Source organism: Pseudomonas sp. BLCC-B112 (assembly GCF_028550695.1).
GTDB classification, from domain to species: domain Bacteria; phylum Pseudomonadota; class Gammaproteobacteria; order Pseudomonadales; family Pseudomonadaceae; genus Aquipseudomonas; species Aquipseudomonas danubii.
In genome coordinates, this window is the sequence record NZ_JAQQGK010000006.1 from 169,983 (window position 1) to 186,901 (window position 16,919).

Below are 16,919 nucleotides of genomic sequence, written 5' to 3' on the forward strand. Positions count from 1 at the left end.
GGCGCAAACCCAACGGACGCCTGCGCCGGCAAGCCGGCTCCTACCGTTATCCGGTGATCCTATGCCTGCCCTGACCACCTACAGCACCCGCATCATCAAAGACTGGGTCGACTACAACGGCCACCTGCGTGATGCCTTCTACCTGCTGATCTTCAGCTATGCCACCGATGCACTGATGGATCGCCTGGGGCTCGACAGCGACAACCGCGACGCCAGCGGCCACTCACTGTTCACCCTGGAACTGCACCTGAACTACCTGCACGAGGTGAAGCTCGACACCGAGGTCGAAGTCCATACCCGGATCATCGGCCACGACCGCAAGCGCCTGCACCTGTATCACAGCCTGCACAAGGTCGGTGATCCCCAGGAGCTGGCCGGCAACGAACAGATGCTGCTCCACGTCGACCTCGCCGGCCCCCGCTCCGCGCCGTTCGACGAAGCGGTGTTGCAGCGCCTGCAAACCATGGCGGCCGAGCAGGCCGAGCTGCCGCGTCCCACCTACATCGGCCGGGTGATTGGCCTGCCAACGGAAAAATGACAACCAGCCCGAAAAGGAGATCGCCGTGAACATCGCCGCCCTTGCCGACTATCGCCGTTATCCGCTGATCAGCCCGTTGAGCGCCGTCCAGGTACTGCCGGACCGGGTCCAGGTGCACTGGGCCGATGGCCGCCTCAGCCCCTTTCACCATCAATGGCTGCGGGACAACTGCCCCTGCCCGGAATGCGTCTACAGCGTGACCCGTGAACAGGTGCTGGAAATCGTCGATGTGGCCGAGGACCTCGGCTGCCACGGGGCGCACATCGACAGCCAGGGCTGCCTGTGCCTCGAATGGTCGGACGGCCACCGTAGCCGCTTCGATCCCGGCTGGCTGCGGGCCCATGCCTATGACGAGCAATCCCGCGAGGAGCGCCGCGCCCACAAGGCGCACAGCCAGTTGTGGGACAGCAGCCTGCAACTACCGGTATTCGAGTATCAGGCCCTGATGGACGATCCTGCGGCTCTGCTGCAATGGCTGCTGGCCCTGCGCGACACCGGCCTGACCCAGGTCCGGGGCGCCCCCACGGAACCCGGTTCGCTGGCCCTGATCGCCCGACGCATCTCGTTTATCCGCGAGAGCAACTTCGGCGTGCTGTTCAACGTGCAATCCAAGGCCGATGCCGACAGCAACGCCTACACCGCTTTCAACCTGCCGCTGCACAGCGACCTGCCCACCCGCGAGCTGCAACCGGGACTGCAGTTCCTGCATTGCCTGGTCAATGACGCCGTGGGCGGTGAAAGTATCTTCGTCGACGGCTTCGCCATCGCCGATGCCTTGCGCCGTGAAGACCCCGAGGCCTTCCTGACGCTGTGTGAAACACCCGTGGAATTTCGCAACAAGGACCGCCACAGCGACTACCGCTGCCTGGCGCCGATCATTGCCCTGGATGCCCTGGGCCGGGTGGCGGAGATCCGCATGGCCAACTTCCTGCGGGGGCCTTTCGACACCTCGGTGGAGCAGATGCCCCGGCTGTACCACGCTTACCGTCGATTTATCGCCATGACCCGAGAGACGCGGTTCCGGGTCATCCGCCGCCTCGACCCGGGACAACTCTGGTGCTTCGACAACCGCCGCACCCTGCATGCCCGCAACGCCTTCGACCCGTCCAGCGGCGCCCGGCATTTCCAGGGTTGCTACATCGACCGCGACGAGCTGCTCTCCAGGATCCTGGTCCTGCAGCGCTGATCCCCATCCCACCGGCCACCGGCTCCCCGCAGGAGCCGGCTGGCCAGCGAAGCTTGCCGGCAAAACCTCCACAGGCAAAAAAAAGCCCCGATCAAGCCGTGACAGGATCGAGGCAGGGACTACTGCTGAGGAGCTGCGGTGAGAAGGTGACCAAACCAACACGGCGCGAGCTGGTTGCAGTCTGCCCACTCTGCCTGCTCGCGAGTTAGCCGAAAACGACCTGCCCGTAGGCAATAGGGTCATTGCAGGGGTTCAGATGTCCTCGGTATAGAACACCACCGTCACGTAGAAATAGCCGATCTTGTGCCAATCCCGGCGCTGGTTGTAGGGCGTCTCTTCAGAGCCCATGCCGATCTGATAATGACGCCCGGTCTTCTTATCCCTATAGGAAATGAACCCCTTCGTTTCCCAGCCACAGCAGACAAACTTGAGCCCCTCCTGCAGCCCCAGTTCCCGCTGCAGATAGCGCTCTACCTGATGGGCATCCTGACCTTTGACCCGATACCTCGCGGTCAGCGGTGCGCCCTGATCCTCGGGCTGCGACTCACAGTGAAAAAACTCCAGGGATTTCGGCGGATCGGTCATGGCCCGCAAAAAATCGCCACACTCGGTGGCTGCCGCAGCCGCGCTGCAAACCAGCCACAACAAACAGGCCAAACCCAGGTTGAACATCACTTTCATCCACTACAGCTCCCTATATTTCTGCCCCAACGGCCATCCTGCCAACCCCCGCCGCTTGCGGCGGGGGTCCTTGAGCGCCAGCACGGCTCAATATCCACCCTTATGCAAGCCCGGGCCATCACACGCAAGCGCCGCGAGACTTGATTGACCGTCTTTTTCCAGACGCTGTTGCAACCGGCCATCAGCCATCGAGTTAGCCGAAAACGACCTGTTCATAGGTAAACGGGCCATCGCGACCATCTGCCCTTGCCGCCACCCGGACGGCCAACCAGAATCGACTGACGACCACGTTACCTGAATAAGGATGAGCGTCATGATGCATGCGGATTTGATTGATCAGGACGACCTGCTGGGACAACTCCGGGCCCTGGGTTTCGAGATGCCCGCAGGCGCCAGCGCCGAGCAGGCCTGTGAATGTGCGGTGCGCGGTTTGAGCGATGCACGGGCCAAGGCGCTCAAGGGCATGGTGGAGCAGATGCTCACCGGTAATGCGACCATTCTTCCCGCGGTGCGCCAGGCCATTGATCGCCAGTTGCTGCCGGCCCTGGCCGAGTACCTGCAGCAAAAACGCGCGTGAGTCTCCCTGTGCCCTGAGCGGATTGCTAGAGTGCGCGTCCCTCTGGCGAAAACAGGCAAGCACTCATGATCCCGATACAGCCCGGCTCATCCGCCGACGCGGCCAGCTGGCTGCAATTGCGCCTGGGCCTGTGGCCCGACTGTCCGCCAGAGGAGCACCTGGCCGAAATCCGCCAGATGCTGGCCGCACCCGAGCGCTATGGCTGCTGGCTGGCCTTTGCCCAGAACGGTGAAGCCATCGGCCTGGCCGAGGCGGCGCTGCGCCACGACTACGTCAACGGCAGCGAGAGTTCGCCGGTGGTGTTTCTCGAAGGAATCTATGTGGCTCCCGAGCACCGTCGCCAGGGCGTTGCCCAGCAACTGATCGAGCAGGTCAGCCAGTGGGGACGCCAGGCCGGGTGTGTGGAGATTGCGTCTGACACCAGCCTGGACAATCTGGCCAGCCAGACACTGCACCACGCGCTGGGTTTCGAAGAAACCGAACGCGTGGTGTATTTCAAGAAGCGTCTGTGACTACAGACGCACGCTGGCGAAGGTCGACTCGTTGCGCGCCTGACTCAAGGCCGACAGCGGGCCGGACAGCGGCGCCAGGACCATGGCTTGCGGCAGCGGCATCATCGCCACCTGCTGGGTGGTGTTGGAGCCGATGCGCTCGTCACGGGGCGGAATACCGAAGTACTCGCGGTAGCACTTGGAGAAGTGCGGCGTAGAAACGAAACCACACACCGACGCCACTTCGATGATCGACATCGGCGTCTGCTTGAGCAGTTGCCGCGCGCGGATCAACCGCAGCTTGAGGTAGTAGCGCGACGGCGAACAATGCAGGTACTTCTGGAACAGCCGCTCCAACTGCCGCCGGGACACGGCCACGTACACCGCCAGCTCGTCCAGATCGATCGGCTCTTCGAGGTTGGCTTCCATCAGCGCAACGATTTCCTGGAGCTTGGGCTGGTTGGTGCCAAGCATGTGCTTGAGGGGCACGCGCTGGTGATCCTGCTCGTTGCGGATGCGCTCGTAAACGAACATCTCCGAGATCGCCGCTGACAACTCACGGCCATGATCGCGACTGATCAGGTGCAGCATCATGTCCAGCGGCGCGGTGCCGCCGGAGCTGGTGAAACGGTTGCGGTCGAGGGTGAACAGGCGGGTGCTCATGGCGACCCGGGGGAAGGCTTCCTGCATCGACGCCAGGCATTCCCAGTGCACGCTGCAATCGAAGCCGTCCAGCAGACCGGCGCAGGCCAGGGCCCAACTGCCGGTGCACACCGCGCCGAGGCGGCGCGACTGGCGAGCCTGGCTTTGCAACCAGGACACATGTTCACGGGTCACGGTGCGCTGGATGCCGATGCCGCCGCAGACGATCACGGTGTCGAGGCTGGGGGCTTTGTGCATGGAGGCGTCGGGGGTGATTTGCAGACCGTCACTGGCCCAGACCTGACCGCCATCGACGCTGAGGGTGGTCCAGCGATACAGCTCGCGGCCGGACAGTTGGTTGGCCATGCGCAGGGGTTCGACTGCGGAGGCCAGGGAAATCAGCGTGAAATTGTCCAGCAGCAGAAAGCCGATGGATTGAGGCGCACGGTTCTGGGGTTGGGCCCCGGAGTTGAACGACGTCATCGCGATATCTCCTCACACAAAGCGGGTGATGGCCTCAGGCGGAGGCTCTTTTTATGTGCCCTGCGACTCATCGGAGGCGGGCTTGATATTCACAGAGCAATTGCCATGCCTAAAGTTGAATGGGCATTCAATAACTCCTGAAAACGACGTCGCGACGCGTCTATATAGCCCTTGGCAATGTGCGGATAAGAAGCGCCGGAATCACCGCACAGAAGGCGGCAGGCGCAGCGGTGAGCAGTTAGGTAGCACTTGCGCGACCGATGCGTCGGGCCAGGACTGGCGAGTGTCACTCAAAGCACAACCGAGCGACGGACGCCGAGGTCCATCAGCCCGCTTGGCCACTTGTCTATTCACGACGCGCTAAAAGGTGGCGCGCCCCTCCTCTGATGAGCAATTTGGGCGCGCCGCCGTCCCTGTGCAGTAGCCGGCGTAACGCCCCGTGCAGACTCAACACTCCACCGCACTCACCGCCAGCCCACCGCGAGAAGTCTCTTTATATTTGTCATGCATGTCCGCCCCGGTATCACGCATGGTGCGGATCACCCGATCCAGGGAGATGAAGTGTTGGCCATCGCCGCGCAAGGCCATCTGCGCGGCATTGATCGCCTTCACCGCGGCAATCGCGTTGCGCTCGATGCAGGGCACCTGCACCAGCCCGCCCACCGGGTCGCAGGTCAGGCCGAGGTTATGCTCCAGGCCAATTTCCGCGGCGTTGCACAACTGCTCGGGCGTGGCCCCGAGAATCTCCGCCAAGCCCGCCGCGGCCATGGCACAGGCCGAACCCACTTCGCCCTGGCAACCGACTTCGGCCCCGGAAATCGAAGCGTTCTTCTTGCACAGGATGCCGATGGCCGCCGCGCCCAGAAAAAAGTCCACCACGTTGGCGTCGGTCACGTCCTCGCTGAACTTCATGAAATAGTGCAGTACCGCCGGAATGATCCCCGCTGCGCCGTTGGTGGGCGCGGTGACCATGCGTCCACCGGCGGCGTTCTCTTCGTTCACCGCCAGGGCGAACAGGTTGACCCACTCCATGGCGCTCAAGGTCGAGCCGATCACATTGGGTTTATTGAGCTCCTGCAGGCTGCGATGCAGCTTGGCCGCGCGCCGACGCACATTGAGCCCGCCGGGCAGGATGCCTTCGTGTTTGAGCCCTTGTTCCACGCAATCCTGCATCGCGCGCCACAGCGTCATCAGGCCGCTGCGGATTTCTTCTTCCGAACGCCAGACCTTCTCGTTGGCCAGCATCAGTTCGGCGACTCGCAGGTTGTGCTTCTGGCACAGGCTGAGCAGTTCCACCGCACTGGAGAAATCGTAAGGCAGCTCGCTACGATCCAGGTCCGCCACGCCGCTACTGGCCTGGGCCTGGTCGACGACAAAACCGCCGCCCACTGAATAATAGGTATCGCGCAACAGCTCTCCGCCTTCACCTTCGGCCACCAGGGTCATGGCGTTGGGGTGAAAGGGCAGGTTTTCGTCCAGCAGGCGCATGTCCCGGGACCAGGTGAACGGCACAGCCAGCCGTCCGTCCAGCAACAGGGTGTGGGTTTCCCTGAGCCGTTCGATGCGCGGGCCGATCAGCGACGGGTCGATCGCATCGGGCCACTCCCCCATCAAGCCCATGATCACCGCGTTGTCGCTGCCATGGCCAATGCCGGTGGCCGACAACGAACCGAACAGTTGCACTTCGATCCGCCGCACCTGCTCCAGCAGATGGCGTTCCTTCAATACCTGGACGAATAACGCCGCGGCGCGCATGGGCCCGACGGTGTGGGAACTGGAAGGCCCGATGCCGATCTTGAACAAGTCGAAAACACTGATAGCCATTACTGCGTAACTCCTCGATGAGCACAGTCCAGGCGCTGAAAACGCCCTCTGACGGAGCTGCTACGCTCAAGCTGCAATCCGCCGAGAAGGGCGCATCATCAGGCTTTTACCGCGCCTCGCGACGTCTGACACCGACTCACTCATGTCCACCAACGCCGCCTGGCGCGAGGCTCGGGTTCTGGGCGTTTTTTGCGGCTCAGATGCAGGAAAAAATGCCCAAAAACACTGTAAGCGACCTCACCGACACTGGATGCGACCCTCCCTGTACTGGATACGACGCACCCTGTAGGCGACAGTTTTTCACTGGTACATGATCAGTCTCGACTCGATTGAAAGGGGCTGTTGACGTTTGGTGACAGGCCGCGACGGAGGCCCACTTGGCACAGGGCAAGGCGCGAGGAGCGTAGTTTGGTTGTTCCCAATAAGCTCCGAGCAACACGGCCCTGTGCCAAGTGGGCCCCGTCCCTGCGGGTTGCGTGCCAAACTGCGCGAGGCTGCGTTGCGGGATTTGCCAAGGGAACAACCATTGGCGGCATTCCGCGCCTTGCCTCGCACAGTTTGGCCCAGCAACGCGGCTCGTCACCAAACGTCAACAGCCCCTGGGCACGGTGGTAGAGCTGTCCCCGGCACACCAACCGCCACACTTATAAGCGCGGTCCATACGCCGCCAGAAAAACATCCAGGAGTCCCCCCTATGAAAGGTTCCCCGTTGTTGTTGGCCGCCATGCTGAGTCTGCCGCTTCTGGCACACGCCGCAGAACCGGAGCAATGCAGCACCGTAAACTTCTCCGATGTCGGCTGGACCGACATCACCGTGACCACCGCCACCACCAGCGTTGTGCTCAACGCCCTGGGCTACAAGACCAAGACCACGATGATTTCCGTGCCGGTGACCTACAAGTCCCTGGCCGACGGCAAGAACATGGACGTGTTCCTCGGCAACTGGATGCCGACCATGGAAAACGACATCAAGCCCTACCGTGATGCCGGCACCGTTGAGACCGTGCGCGCCAACCTGGAAAACGCCAAGTACACCCTGGCAGTTCCCGAGTCGCTGTATGACAAAGGCCTGAAAGACTTCGCCGACATCGCCAAGTTCAAGAAGGAGCTGGACGGCAAGATCTACGGCATCGAGCCGGGCAACGACGGCAACCGCACCATCCAGACGATGATCGACAAGAACGCCTTTGGCCTCAAGGACGCCGGCTTCAAGGTGGTGGAGTCCAGCGAGGCGGGCATGCTGTCCCAGGTTGAGCGCGCTCAGCGTCGCGACACCGCGGTGGTGTTCCTGGGCTGGGAACCGCACCCGATGAACACACGCTTCAAGATGAAGTACCTGACCGGTGGCGACGACTTCTTCGGCCCCAACTTCGGCCAGGCCACCATCTACACCAACACCCGCAAGGGCTACACCACCGAGTGCAGCAACGTGGGCCAGTTGCTGAAGAACCTGTCGTTCACCCTGAACATGGAAAGCACCCTGATGGGCAACGTGCTGGACGACAAGATGAAGCCTGACGCGGCCGCCAAGGCCTGGCTGAAAAAGAATCCACAGGTGCTCGATACCTGGCTCGCTGGCGTGACCACCATTGACGGTAAACCCGGCCTGGAAGCCGTGAAGGCCAAGCTTGCCCAGTAATCGCTTACGCCGGGCGGGCTTGCCCGCCCGGGCTGTTTTTTCCTTGCATGCGGACGTTCAATACCATGCTCACTGATCAGAAAATCCCCCTGGGCCAGTACATCGCGGCTTTCGTAGACTGGTTGACGAAACACGGTGCCAGCACCTTCGATGCGATCGCTACCACCCTGGAAACCATGATCCACGGCGTGACGTTCGCGCTGACCTGGTTCAATCCCCTGGCCCTGATCGGCCTGATTGCCCTGCTGGCGCACCTGATCCAGCGCAAATGGGGCCTGACTGTATTTGTCGTGCTGTCCTTCCTGCTGATCCTCAATCTGGGGTACTGGCAGGAAACCATGGAAACCCTGGCCCAGGTGCTGTTCGCCACCCTGGTCTGCGTGCTGATCGGCGTGCCCCTGGGAATCGTCGCCGCGCACAAGCCGTTGTTCTACACCATGATGCGTCCGGTCCTGGACCTGATGCAGACCGTCCCCACATTCGTCTACCTGATCCCGACCCTCACCCTGTTCGGCCTCGGGGTGGTACCCGGCCTGATCTCCACGGTGGTGTTCGCCATTGCCGCGCCGATCCGCCTGACCTACCTGGGCATTCGCGATGTTCCACAAGAGTTGATGGACGCGGGCAAGGCCTTTGGCTGTTCGCGCCGTCAGTTGTTGTCGCGCATTGAGCTGCCCCACGCCATGCCGAGCATCGCCGCCGGTATTACCCAATGCATCATGCTGTCGCTGTCGATGGTGGTGATCGCCGCCCTGGTCGGCGCCGACGGCCTGGGCAAACCCGTGGTCAACGCACTCAACACCGCCGACATTGCCCTGGGCTTCGAAGCCGGCCTGGCGATCGTGCTGCTGGCGATCATGCTCGACCGCATCTGCAAACAACCTGAAGCCAAAGTAGGGGGTGACGCATGAGCATAATCCGCTTCGATAACGTAGACGTTATCTTCTCCAAGGACCCACGGGAGGCGCTCAAGCTGCTGGACCAGGGCATGACCCGCAACGAAATCCTGAAGAAGACCGGGCAGATCGTAGGCGTGGAAAAAGCCAGCCTGGACATCCAGAAAGGCGAGATCTGCGTGCTGATGGGCCTCTCCGGTTCCGGCAAGTCGAGCCTGTTGCGCTGCATCAACGGCCTGAACACCGTGAGCCGCGGCAAGCTGTTCGTCGAACACGAAGGCCAGCAGATCGACATTGCCTCCTGCTCCCCCGCCGAACTGAAGATGATGCGCACCCAGCGCATCGCCATGGTGTTCCAGAAGTTCGCCCTGATGCCCTGGCTGACGGTGCGCGAGAACATCAGCTTCGGCCTGGAGATGCAGGGCCGACCGGAGAAGGAACGGCGCAAGCTGGTGGACGAGAAACTTGAGCTGGTGGGCCTGACCCAGTGGCGCAACAAGAAGCCCGACGAGCTGTCCGGCGGCATGCAGCAGCGTGTGGGCCTGGCCCGCGCCCTGGCCATGGACGCCGATATCCTGCTGATGGACGAACCTTTCTCGGCCCTCGACCCGCTGATCCGCCAGGGTCTGCAGGACGAGCTGCTGGAACTGCAACGCAAGCTGAGCAAGACCATCGTGTTTGTCAGCCACGACCTGGACGAGGCCCTGAAGCTGGGCAGCCGCATCGCCATCATGAAAGACGGGCGGATCATCCAGTACAGCAAGCCGGAAGAGATCGTGCTCAACCCCGCGGACGACTATGTGCGCACCTTCGTCGCCCACACCAACCCGTTGAACGTGCTCTGCGGTCGCAGCCTGATGCGCAGCCTGGACAACTGCAAGCGGGTCAACGGCTCCGTGTGCCTGGACCCGGGCGGCGACTCCTGGCTCGACCTGGCGGAGGGCAACACCATCAAGGGCGCCCGCCGCAACGGCTCGCAGATGGACCTGCAGAACTGGACTCCGGGGCAGGCGGTGGAAGAACTGGGCCGGCGCCCGACCCTGGTGGACTCCAACATCGGCATGCGCGACGCCCTGCAGATCCGCTACCAGACCGGCAACAAACTGGTGCTCCACGACAACCAGAAAGTCGTCGGCATCCTCGGCGACAGCGAGCTCTACCACGCGCTGCTCGGCAAGAACCTGGGTTAAGCCGCAGACACAAAAACGCCGCGAGCAATCGCGGCGTTTTGCTTTATCGACACACGCCCTTCTGTAGGAGCTGGCTTGCCAGCGAACAGGCCCTGAAGCCTTGTAGCCCCCTTGAAGGGCGCCTTCGCCGGCAAGCCAGCTCCTACAGCGGGTGGAGCCGCCCCCTCGGGAGCGGTCCGTTACTTCACTCAGCTATAGACCCGGCCAAGGAGCTGCCGATGGCTTTCGAACTGATCGAGCACATCACGGGTGATCTGCTCCTGGGTGAAGCCCATCAAGTCGTATTCCTGGCTGCCGTTGTGCAGGTACACCTCGGCGCGGTAGAAACGACTGCGCACTTCGCTGTCCGCCCCTTCCGGCTGGGCCGATTCGCTCGGTGCCGCCAGGTAGCCGTCCAGGCTCACTTCATAGACGAAGGGATTGCCTTCCTCCATTTCCACCCGCAGGCCCAGCAAACTCTTGGACTTGCCCAGGTTGGTCTGCACTTCATGGCCCAGGGTGCGCAGTTGCGCGACGGCTTCCTGCAGCGCCGGGCTGATGTGCTTGTCCATGTAACGCTGCACCACCGACTGGGTCGGTTGCAGGTCCAGCTGGGTCAGGCGCTCGCTGAAACCACGGCGACCGCGCTCGGCCAATTGCGCTTGTTCCTGCTCGATCTGCACGTCCTGGCGCATGGCCTTGTGCAAACCGAACATGAAGAAGATCAGCACCACCGAGAACGGCAGGCCGGCCAGCACCACCATGGTCTGCATGGCTTCGAAGTTACCGGCGAACAACAGACCGATGGTCACCAGGGTGATCACCACCGACCAGAAGATCCGCAGCCAGTGCGGGGCGTCTTCGTCGACGTTGCCGCCTTTGCAGGACAGGTTGGCCATCATCACCGCGCCGGAGTCGGCGGGGGTCAGGAACAGCACGAAGCCGACGAAGATCGAGACACCGATGACAATCTTCGAGGCCGGGTAGTGCTCAAGCAGTTGGTAGATCGCCATGGACGGCTGTTCCAGCGCCGTCTTGCCCAGTTCCACCGCTCCCTGGTTGACCACCAGGTCCAGGGCCGAGTTACCGAAGATCGACAGCCAGGCCAGGGTGAAGCCCAGGGGAATCAGCAGCACGCCGGCGACCAGCTCACGCACGGTGCGACCACGGGAAATACGCGCAATGAACATGCCTACGAATGGCGCCCAGGAAATCCACCAGGCCCAGTAGAACAGGGTCCACAGGCCCAGCCAGCGGTCGGACTTGGCGTTGTCGCCTTCGTACACATAGAGGTCGAAGGTCTTGAGCACCACACCGTTGAGGTAGTCGCCGATGTTCTGCACGAAGCCGTTGAGCAGGTGCAGGGTCGGGCCGAACAGCAGGACGAAAATCAACAGGCCGCTGAACAGCACGATGTTCAGGTTGGACAGGCGGCGGATGCCGTTTTCCACACCGGACACCGCGGCGATGGTGGCCACCGTGCTCATGACGATGATCACGATCAGCAGGTTGGTGTTGCTGTGCTCCATGCCGAACAGGTTTTCCAGGCCGGAAGACACCTGCATCGAACCAATCCCGAGGTTGGTCACCAGGCCCAGCAGGGTCACGAACATGCCGAAACCGTCCACCGCATGGCCGGCCGCGCCCTTGACCCAGCGCTCGCCCACCAGCGGATACAACGCCGAACGCAGCGCCAGCGGCTGGTTATGACGATAGGCAAAGTACGCCACCGCCAGGCCCACCAGGGCGTAGATCGCCCAGCCATGCAGGCCCCAGTGCAGGAAGGTCAGCTGCAACGCCTGGCGTGCGGCCAGGTTGCTACCGGGTACGCCTTCAGGCGGGTTGAAGTAGTGATCCAGGGGCTCGGAAGCACCGAAGTACAGCAGCGAGATACCGATACCGGAAGAGAACAGCATCCCGGCCCAGGCACCGTAGCTGAAGTCCGGGGTGTCTTGCTTGGTCCCCAGCTTGAGCTTGCCGTAGGAGGAGAACGCCAGGCCCACCACGAACACCAGGTAAGCGGCGATCACCACCATGTAGTACCAGCCGAAGCTGCGAGACAACCAGGCCTGGGCAATGCCCAGCAGTCGGCCGGCCTCTTGCGGGGCGATGATCAGAATGGCGGTCAACAACAGGATCAGCGCGGTGGAGGTGTAGAACACCCAACCGTTGACCCGCACCTTCTCCGGTGGGGTCTTTATAAGAGAGGCAGAACTCATTGCACAGATGCTCCAGGCAGTGCGAGAGAAGGACACAAGGCAACACCGCACCCGACCAATCGGTTAGTTGGCAGCCGATCATCGGGTGATATAAAGACACCCCGAAAAAGCCCGAAACCGCAAAAGCCGCGTTGCGCACCCGCATCCAAGGTCAGTGACGAACCTGCAGCTCGTCGCCTGTTCCCCGGAGCGTCCTGCCCCTTCAACACGTCCTTACTCTTGCCGGTCCACGCCATGCCACGTGTAAGTTTTGGGCTATTTCGGAGGTCGTTTTCCCGCCGTCCGCGAGTAGGAAAACCTCCCCAGGCAGCGACGATTTGTCGCAGATCTTATTCTTTGTTGATTGAACGTTCAATCAAAACAAAATAGACTGGCCCACAAGTCGACCGGCGTCATACGCCCGCCGACAGGCCTAAGGAGAGGTATCAGATGCCCAAGGTCGGTATGCAACCCATACGCCGCCAGCAATTGATCGAAGCCACGCTACAGGCCGTCGATCAGGTCGGAATGGGGGACGCCAGCATTGCGCTGATCGCCCGTTTGGCCGGTGTTTCAAACGGCATCATCAGTCACTACTTTCGGGACAAGAACGGCCTGATCGCAGCGACGATGGGTTACATCATGAGCATGCTCAACGAAGGCGTCAGAGCACGCCGCCAGGCCCTGACGGACGACAGCCCGCGCGCTCACCTGAAAGTGATCATCGAGGGCAACTTCGATGCCAGCCAGGTGAACGGCCCGGCAATGAAAACCTGGTTGGCCTTCTGGGCTTCCAGCATGCACCAGCCCGATTTGCACAGGTTGCAGCGGATCAACGACCACCGCTTGTATTCCAACCTGTGTTGCCAGTTCCGCCGTGCCCTGCCGCTCTACCATGCGCGCAAGGCAGCTCGCGGCCTGGCGGCTTTGATCGACGGTTTGTGGCTGCGTGGTGCCTTGTCGGGTGATGCATTCGACACCGACCAGGCGATACGGATCGCTTACGAATACATGGATCTACAACTGGCTAAGCAGGAGCGCCAGAGCACAAAAGAGACGCTCGGCCCCTGACCCGCCACTGATCAACGTGTCCTGAACTTCGGGATACGCCCGGTGGTCAAGCCCACTACTTAATGCACTTGCGAGGACACTATGGCCCGTTTCGAACTGCAAAAACTCTACATCGACGGCGGCTACACCGATGCCGGCAGCGACGCCACTTTCGATGCCATCAACCCGGCCAACGGTGAAGTTCTCGCACAAGTGCAGCGTGCGACCAAGGAAGATGTGGAACGCGCCGTGGTCAGCGCCGAAAAAGGCCAGAAGATCTGGGCCGCCATGACTGCCATGGAGCGTTCGCGCATCCTGCGTCGTGCCGTGGAAATCCTCCGCGAGCGCAACGACGAACTGGCCGCTCTGGAAACCCTGGACACCGGTAAAGCCTTCTCCGAAACCAAGTACGTGGACATCGTCACCGGCGCTGACGTGCTGGAATACTACGCAGGCCTGGTACCGGCCATCGAAGGCGAGCAGATCCCGCTGCGCACCACTTCCTTCGTCTACACCCGTCGCGAGCCTCTGGGCGTGGTCGCCGGCATCGGCGCCTGGAACTACCCGATCCAGATCGCCCTGTGGAAATCCGCGCCAGCCCTGGCCGCCGGTAACGCGATGATCTTCAAGCCCAGCGAAGTCACCTCGCTGACCACCCTGAAACTGGCCGAGATCTACACCGAAGCCGGCGTACCGGCTGGCGTGTTCAACGTCCTGACCGGCAGCGGCCGTGAAGTCGGCACCTGGCTGACCGAGCACCCGCGCATCGAGAAAGTCTCCTTCACCGGCGGCACCGACACCGGCAAGAAAGTCATGGCCAGCGCTTCCAGCTCCTCGCTCAAAGACGTGACCATGGAACTGGGCGGCAAGTCGCCGCTGATCATCTTCGACGACGCTGACCTGGATCGCGCCGCCGACACCGCCATGATGGCCAACTTCTACAGCTCCGGTCAGGTCTGCACCAACGGTACTCGCGTGTTCGTACCGAGCCACCTGAAAGCCGCTTTCGAAGCCAAGATCGCCGAGCGCGTAGCGCGCATCCGCATCGGCAACCCGGAAGACGAAAACACCAACTTCGGTCCGCTGGTCAGCTTCCAGCACATGGAAAGCGTGCTGGGCTACATCGCCAAGGGCAAAGCAGAAGGTGCCCGCGTACTGTGCGGCGGCGAGCGCCTGACCGACGGCGAATTCGCCAAGGGTGCCTTCGTTGCACCGACCGTGTTCACCGACTGCACCGACGACATGACCATCGTCCGTGAAGAAATCTTCGGCCCAGTGATGGCGATCCTGACTTACGAAACCGAAGAAGAAGTGATCCGCCGCGCCAACGACACCGACTTCGGCCTGGCTGCCGGTATCGTCACCAAGGACCTGAACCGCGCCCACCGCGTGATTCATCAGCTCGAAGCCGGTATCTGCTGGATCAACGCCTGGGGCGAATCCGACGCCAAGATGCCGGTTGGCGGCTACAAGCAATCGGGTGTTGGCCGTGAGAACGGCATCAGCTCGCTGAACAACTTCACCCGCATCAAGTCGGTACAGGTCGAGCTGGGCGACTACGCCTCGGTGTTCTAAGACACCCAGCCTGAACGACAACCCCTGTAGCCGCTGCCGCAGGCTGCGAAAAGGTCCGAAGGACCTTCCTGCGATCGCCGAAGCACGTCCGCTGCGCGGCCGATCGCAGCCTTCGGCAGCAGCTACAGGCCTATTGATCGTGCGACCTGACCAATCTCAAAGAGGGTGCATTCAATGTCCCAAGAATTCGATTACATCATTGTGGGTGCCGGCTCTGCCGGTAACACCCTGGCGACCCGTCTGACTGAAGACGAAGGCGTCACCGTCCTGCTGCTGGAAGCCGGCGGCCCGGACTATCGCTTCGACTTCCGTACCCAGATGCCGGCGGCACTGGCCTTCCCACTGCAAGGCCGTCGCTACAACTGGGCCTACGAGACCGATCCAGAGCCACACATGAACGGTCGTCGCATGGAGTGTGGTCGCGGCAAGGGCCTGGGTGGCTCGTCGCTGATCAACGGCATGTGCTACATCCGCGGCAACGCCATGGACTACGACGGCTGGGCCAAGCTGCCAGGCCTGGAAGACTGGACCTACCTGGACTGCCTGCCGTACTTCCGCAAGGCGGAAACCCGTGACATCGGCCCCAACGACTACCACGGCGGCGAAGGCCCGGTCAGCGTGACCACGCCCAAAGCCGGCAACAACCCGCTGTTCCACGCCATGGTCGAAGCCGGTGTACAAGCCGGTTACCCGCGCACCGAAGACCTGAATGGCTACCAGCAGGAAGGCTTCGGCCCGATGGACCGTACGGTCACCCCTAAAGGTCGTCGCTCCAGCACCGCCCGCGGTTACCTGGACATCGCCAAGAAGCGTTCGACCCTGACCATCGTCACCCACGCCCTGACCGACAAGATCCTCTTTGACGGCAAGCGCGCAGTCGGCGTGAGCTACCTGCAAGGCAGCACCGAAGAGCGCGTGGAAGCCCGCGCCCGCAAGGAAGTGATCGTCAGCTCCGGCGCCATCGCCTCGCCGCAACTGCTGCAACGCTCCGGCGTCGGCCCCCGCGCCCTGCTGGAAAGCCTGGACATCCCGGTGGTCCACGACCTGCCGGGCGTCGGCGAGAACCTGCAGGACCACCTGGAACTGTACCTGCAGTACGCCTGCACCCAACCGGTGTCGCTGTACCCATCGCTGCTGTGGTGGAACCAGCCGGCCATCGGTGCCGAATGGCTGTTCAACGGCACCGGCATCGGCGCCAGCAACCAGTTCGAAGCCGGCGGTTTCATTCGCACTCGTGAAGAGTTCGAATGGCCGAACATCCAGTACCACTTCCTGCCGGTGGCGATTAACTACAACGGCAGCAACGGCGTGAAAGAGCACGGTTTCCAGGCGCACATGGGTTCCATGCGCTCGCCGAGCCGTGGTCGCGTGCAGATCAAGTCCAAGGACCCGCGCCAGCACCCGAGCATCCTCTTCAACTACATGGCCACCGAGCAGGACTGGCAGGAATTCCGCGACGGCATCCGCCTGACCCGGGAAATCATGCAACAGCCGGCCCTGGACGCCTTCCGCGGTCGAGAAATCAGCCCGGGCATCGAGGTGCAGACCGACGAGCAACTGGACACGTTCATCCGCGAGCACGCCGAGACCGCGTTCCACCCATCCTGCTCGTGCAAGATGGGCACCGACGACATGGCGGTAGTGGATGGCCAGGGTCGCGTGCACGGCATGCAAGGCCTGCGCGTGGTGGATGCCTCGATCATGCCGATCATCACCACCGGCAACCTCAACGCGCCGACCATCATGATGGCCGAGAAAATCGCCGACAAGATCCGTGGCCGTCAGCCGCTGCCCCGCAGCAAGGCCGACTACTACGTAGCGGGCAACGCCCCGGTGCGTGGCAAGCCAATGCGCGATATCACTCCGACCGCGCAGTAAGCAGTACGGGCACCGACCGCAAGGGTCGGTGCCTTTTTCACCTCCCCGCGTATTTCCTGCCCCCGCATTGCCCGCACTGCCTCCTTGATCGC

The 16,919-nt window shown here is 62.2% G+C and carries 14 protein-coding genes; 10 read left to right on the top strand and 4 right to left on the bottom strand.

Annotated features, from left to right (window positions below):
- The first annotated feature begins 61 nt into the window (after positions 1 to 61).
- Together PQT43_RS17280 and PQT43_RS17285 are read left to right on the top strand one after the other, a co-directional pair.
- Complete coding sequence (locus PQT43_RS17280; RefSeq protein WP_110652404.1) at positions 62 to 538, top strand: thioesterase family protein; 477 nt, start codon at positions 62 to 64, stop codon at positions 536 to 538.
- Positions 539 to 563: 25 nt separating this feature from the next.
- Positions 564 to 1,724, top strand: coding sequence for a gamma-butyrobetaine dioxygenase (locus PQT43_RS17285; RefSeq protein ID WP_115581119.1), 1,161 nt, complete (start codon positions 564 to 566; stop codon positions 1,722 to 1,724).
- Positions 1,725 to 1,976: 252 nt separating this feature from the next.
- Here PQT43_RS17285 and PQT43_RS17290 read toward each other — a convergent pair whose 3' ends face one another.
- Entirely contained in the window at positions 1,977 to 2,405 is a 429-nt protein-coding gene (locus tag PQT43_RS17290) for a DUF4952 domain-containing protein (RefSeq protein WP_110594394.1), read from the bottom strand.
- A gap of 313 nt (positions 2,406 to 2,718) precedes the next feature.
- On the opposite strand from PQT43_RS17290, the gene PQT43_RS17295 reads away from it, so the two are divergent.
- Together PQT43_RS17295 and aac(6') are read left to right on the top strand one after the other, a co-directional pair.
- Positions 2,719 to 2,982, top strand: a complete 264-nt coding sequence (locus tag PQT43_RS17295; protein WP_025131152.1) for a hypothetical protein — start codon at positions 2,719 to 2,721, stop codon at positions 2,980 to 2,982.
- A gap of 65 nt (positions 2,983 to 3,047) precedes the next feature.
- Positions 3,048 to 3,494 (top strand): aminoglycoside 6'-N-acetyltransferase, encoded by a 447-nt coding sequence (gene aac(6') / locus PQT43_RS17300; protein ID WP_253084014.1) that lies wholly within the window; start codon positions 3,048 to 3,050, stop codon positions 3,492 to 3,494.
- On the opposite strand, the gene PQT43_RS17305 is transcribed toward aac(6'), so the two are convergent.
- Positions 3,495 to 4,598 (bottom strand): GlxA family transcriptional regulator, encoded by a 1,104-nt coding sequence (locus PQT43_RS17305; RefSeq protein WP_060841469.1) that lies wholly within the window; start codon positions 4,596 to 4,598, stop codon positions 3,495 to 3,497.
- 447 nt (positions 4,599 to 5,045) lie between these two features.
- Complete coding sequence (locus PQT43_RS17310; RefSeq protein WP_102881116.1) at positions 5,046 to 6,422, bottom strand: L-serine ammonia-lyase; 1,377 nt, start codon at positions 6,420 to 6,422, stop codon at positions 5,046 to 5,048.
- A 694-nt stretch (positions 6,423 to 7,116) separates the two neighbouring features.
- On the opposite strand from PQT43_RS17310, the gene PQT43_RS17315 reads away from it, so the two are divergent.
- The 3 genes from PQT43_RS17315 to choV all read left to right on the top strand — a co-directional run bounded on the left by PQT43_RS17315 (position 7,117) and on the right by choV (position 10,147).
- The gene (locus PQT43_RS17315; RefSeq protein ID WP_102881117.1) at positions 7,117 to 8,061 is read left to right on the top strand and encodes a choline ABC transporter substrate-binding protein; all 945 of its coding nucleotides are present in this window, start codon (positions 7,117 to 7,119) and stop codon (positions 8,059 to 8,061) included.
- Between the two features lie 65 nt (positions 8,062 to 8,126).
- On the top strand, positions 8,127 to 8,972 hold the full coding sequence (gene choW, locus PQT43_RS17320; protein ID WP_102862017.1) for a choline ABC transporter permease subunit: 846 nt from the start codon (positions 8,127 to 8,129) through the stop codon (positions 8,970 to 8,972).
- A complete protein-coding gene (choV, locus tag PQT43_RS17325; RefSeq protein ID WP_253084015.1) occupies positions 8,969 to 10,147 on the top strand; it encodes a choline ABC transporter ATP-binding protein in 1,179 nt (392 codons plus the stop codon). The genes choW and choV overlap by 4 nt, the downstream gene beginning before the upstream one ends.
- A gap of 188 nt (positions 10,148 to 10,335) precedes the next feature.
- Here the strand turns inward: choV and PQT43_RS17330 are convergent, their stop codons facing one another.
- Positions 10,336 to 12,288: a BCCT family transporter gene (locus PQT43_RS17330; RefSeq protein ID WP_240322063.1), complete on the bottom strand. Its 1,953-nt coding sequence runs from the start codon at positions 12,286 to 12,288 to the stop codon at positions 10,336 to 10,338.
- Between the two features lie 486 nt (positions 12,289 to 12,774).
- On the opposite strand from PQT43_RS17330, the gene betI reads away from it, so the two are divergent.
- From betI to betA, 3 genes are all read left to right on the top strand, one after another.
- Positions 12,775 to 13,395, top strand: coding sequence for a transcriptional regulator BetI (gene betI, locus PQT43_RS17335; protein ID WP_016966359.1), 621 nt, complete (start codon positions 12,775 to 12,777; stop codon positions 13,393 to 13,395).
- Between the two features lie 81 nt (positions 13,396 to 13,476).
- Positions 13,477 to 14,949 carry a betaine-aldehyde dehydrogenase gene (gene betB, locus PQT43_RS17340; protein ID WP_102881119.1) on the top strand — a complete coding sequence of 491 codons (1,473 nt, stop codon included), beginning with the start codon at positions 13,477 to 13,479 and terminating at the stop codon, positions 14,947 to 14,949.
- A 174-nt stretch (positions 14,950 to 15,123) separates the two neighbouring features.
- Complete coding sequence (gene betA, locus PQT43_RS17345) at positions 15,124 to 16,827, top strand: choline dehydrogenase (protein ID WP_102881120.1); 1,704 nt, start codon at positions 15,124 to 15,126, stop codon at positions 16,825 to 16,827.
- Positions 16,828 to 16,919: the final 92 nt, after the last annotated feature.

Excerpts from the sequence above, each read along its gene's own strand:
- betI (WP_016966359.1), top strand. The coding sequence starts at position 12,775 with ATGCCCAAGGTCGGTATGCAACCCATACGCCGCCAGCAATTGATCGAA.
- PQT43_RS17295 (WP_025131152.1), top strand. The coding sequence starts at position 2,719 with ATGATGCATGCGGATTTGATTGATCAGGACGACCTGCTGGGACAACTC.
- PQT43_RS17315 (WP_102881117.1), top strand. The coding sequence starts at position 7,117 with ATGAAAGGTTCCCCGTTGTTGTTGGCCGCCATGCTGAGTCTGCCGCTT.
- choV (WP_253084015.1), top strand. The coding sequence starts at position 8,969 with ATGAGCATAATCCGCTTCGATAACGTAGACGTTATCTTCTCCAAGGAC.
- PQT43_RS17290 (WP_110594394.1), bottom strand. The coding sequence starts at position 2,405 with ATGAAAGTGATGTTCAACCTGGGTTTGGCCTGTTTGTTGTGGCTGGTT.
- PQT43_RS17310 (WP_102881116.1), bottom strand. The coding sequence starts at position 6,422 with ATGGCTATCAGTGTTTTCGACTTGTTCAAGATCGGCATCGGGCCTTCC.
- betA (WP_102881120.1), top strand. The coding sequence starts at position 15,124 with ATGTCCCAAGAATTCGATTACATCATTGTGGGTGCCGGCTCTGCCGGT.
- betB (WP_102881119.1), top strand. The coding sequence starts at position 13,477 with ATGGCCCGTTTCGAACTGCAAAAACTCTACATCGACGGCGGCTACACC.
- PQT43_RS17280 (WP_110652404.1), top strand. The coding sequence starts at position 62 with ATGCCTGCCCTGACCACCTACAGCACCCGCATCATCAAAGACTGGGTC.
- PQT43_RS17305 (WP_060841469.1), bottom strand. The coding sequence starts at position 4,598 with ATGACGTCGTTCAACTCCGGGGCCCAACCCCAGAACCGTGCGCCTCAA.
- choW (WP_102862017.1), top strand. The coding sequence starts at position 8,127 with ATGCTCACTGATCAGAAAATCCCCCTGGGCCAGTACATCGCGGCTTTC.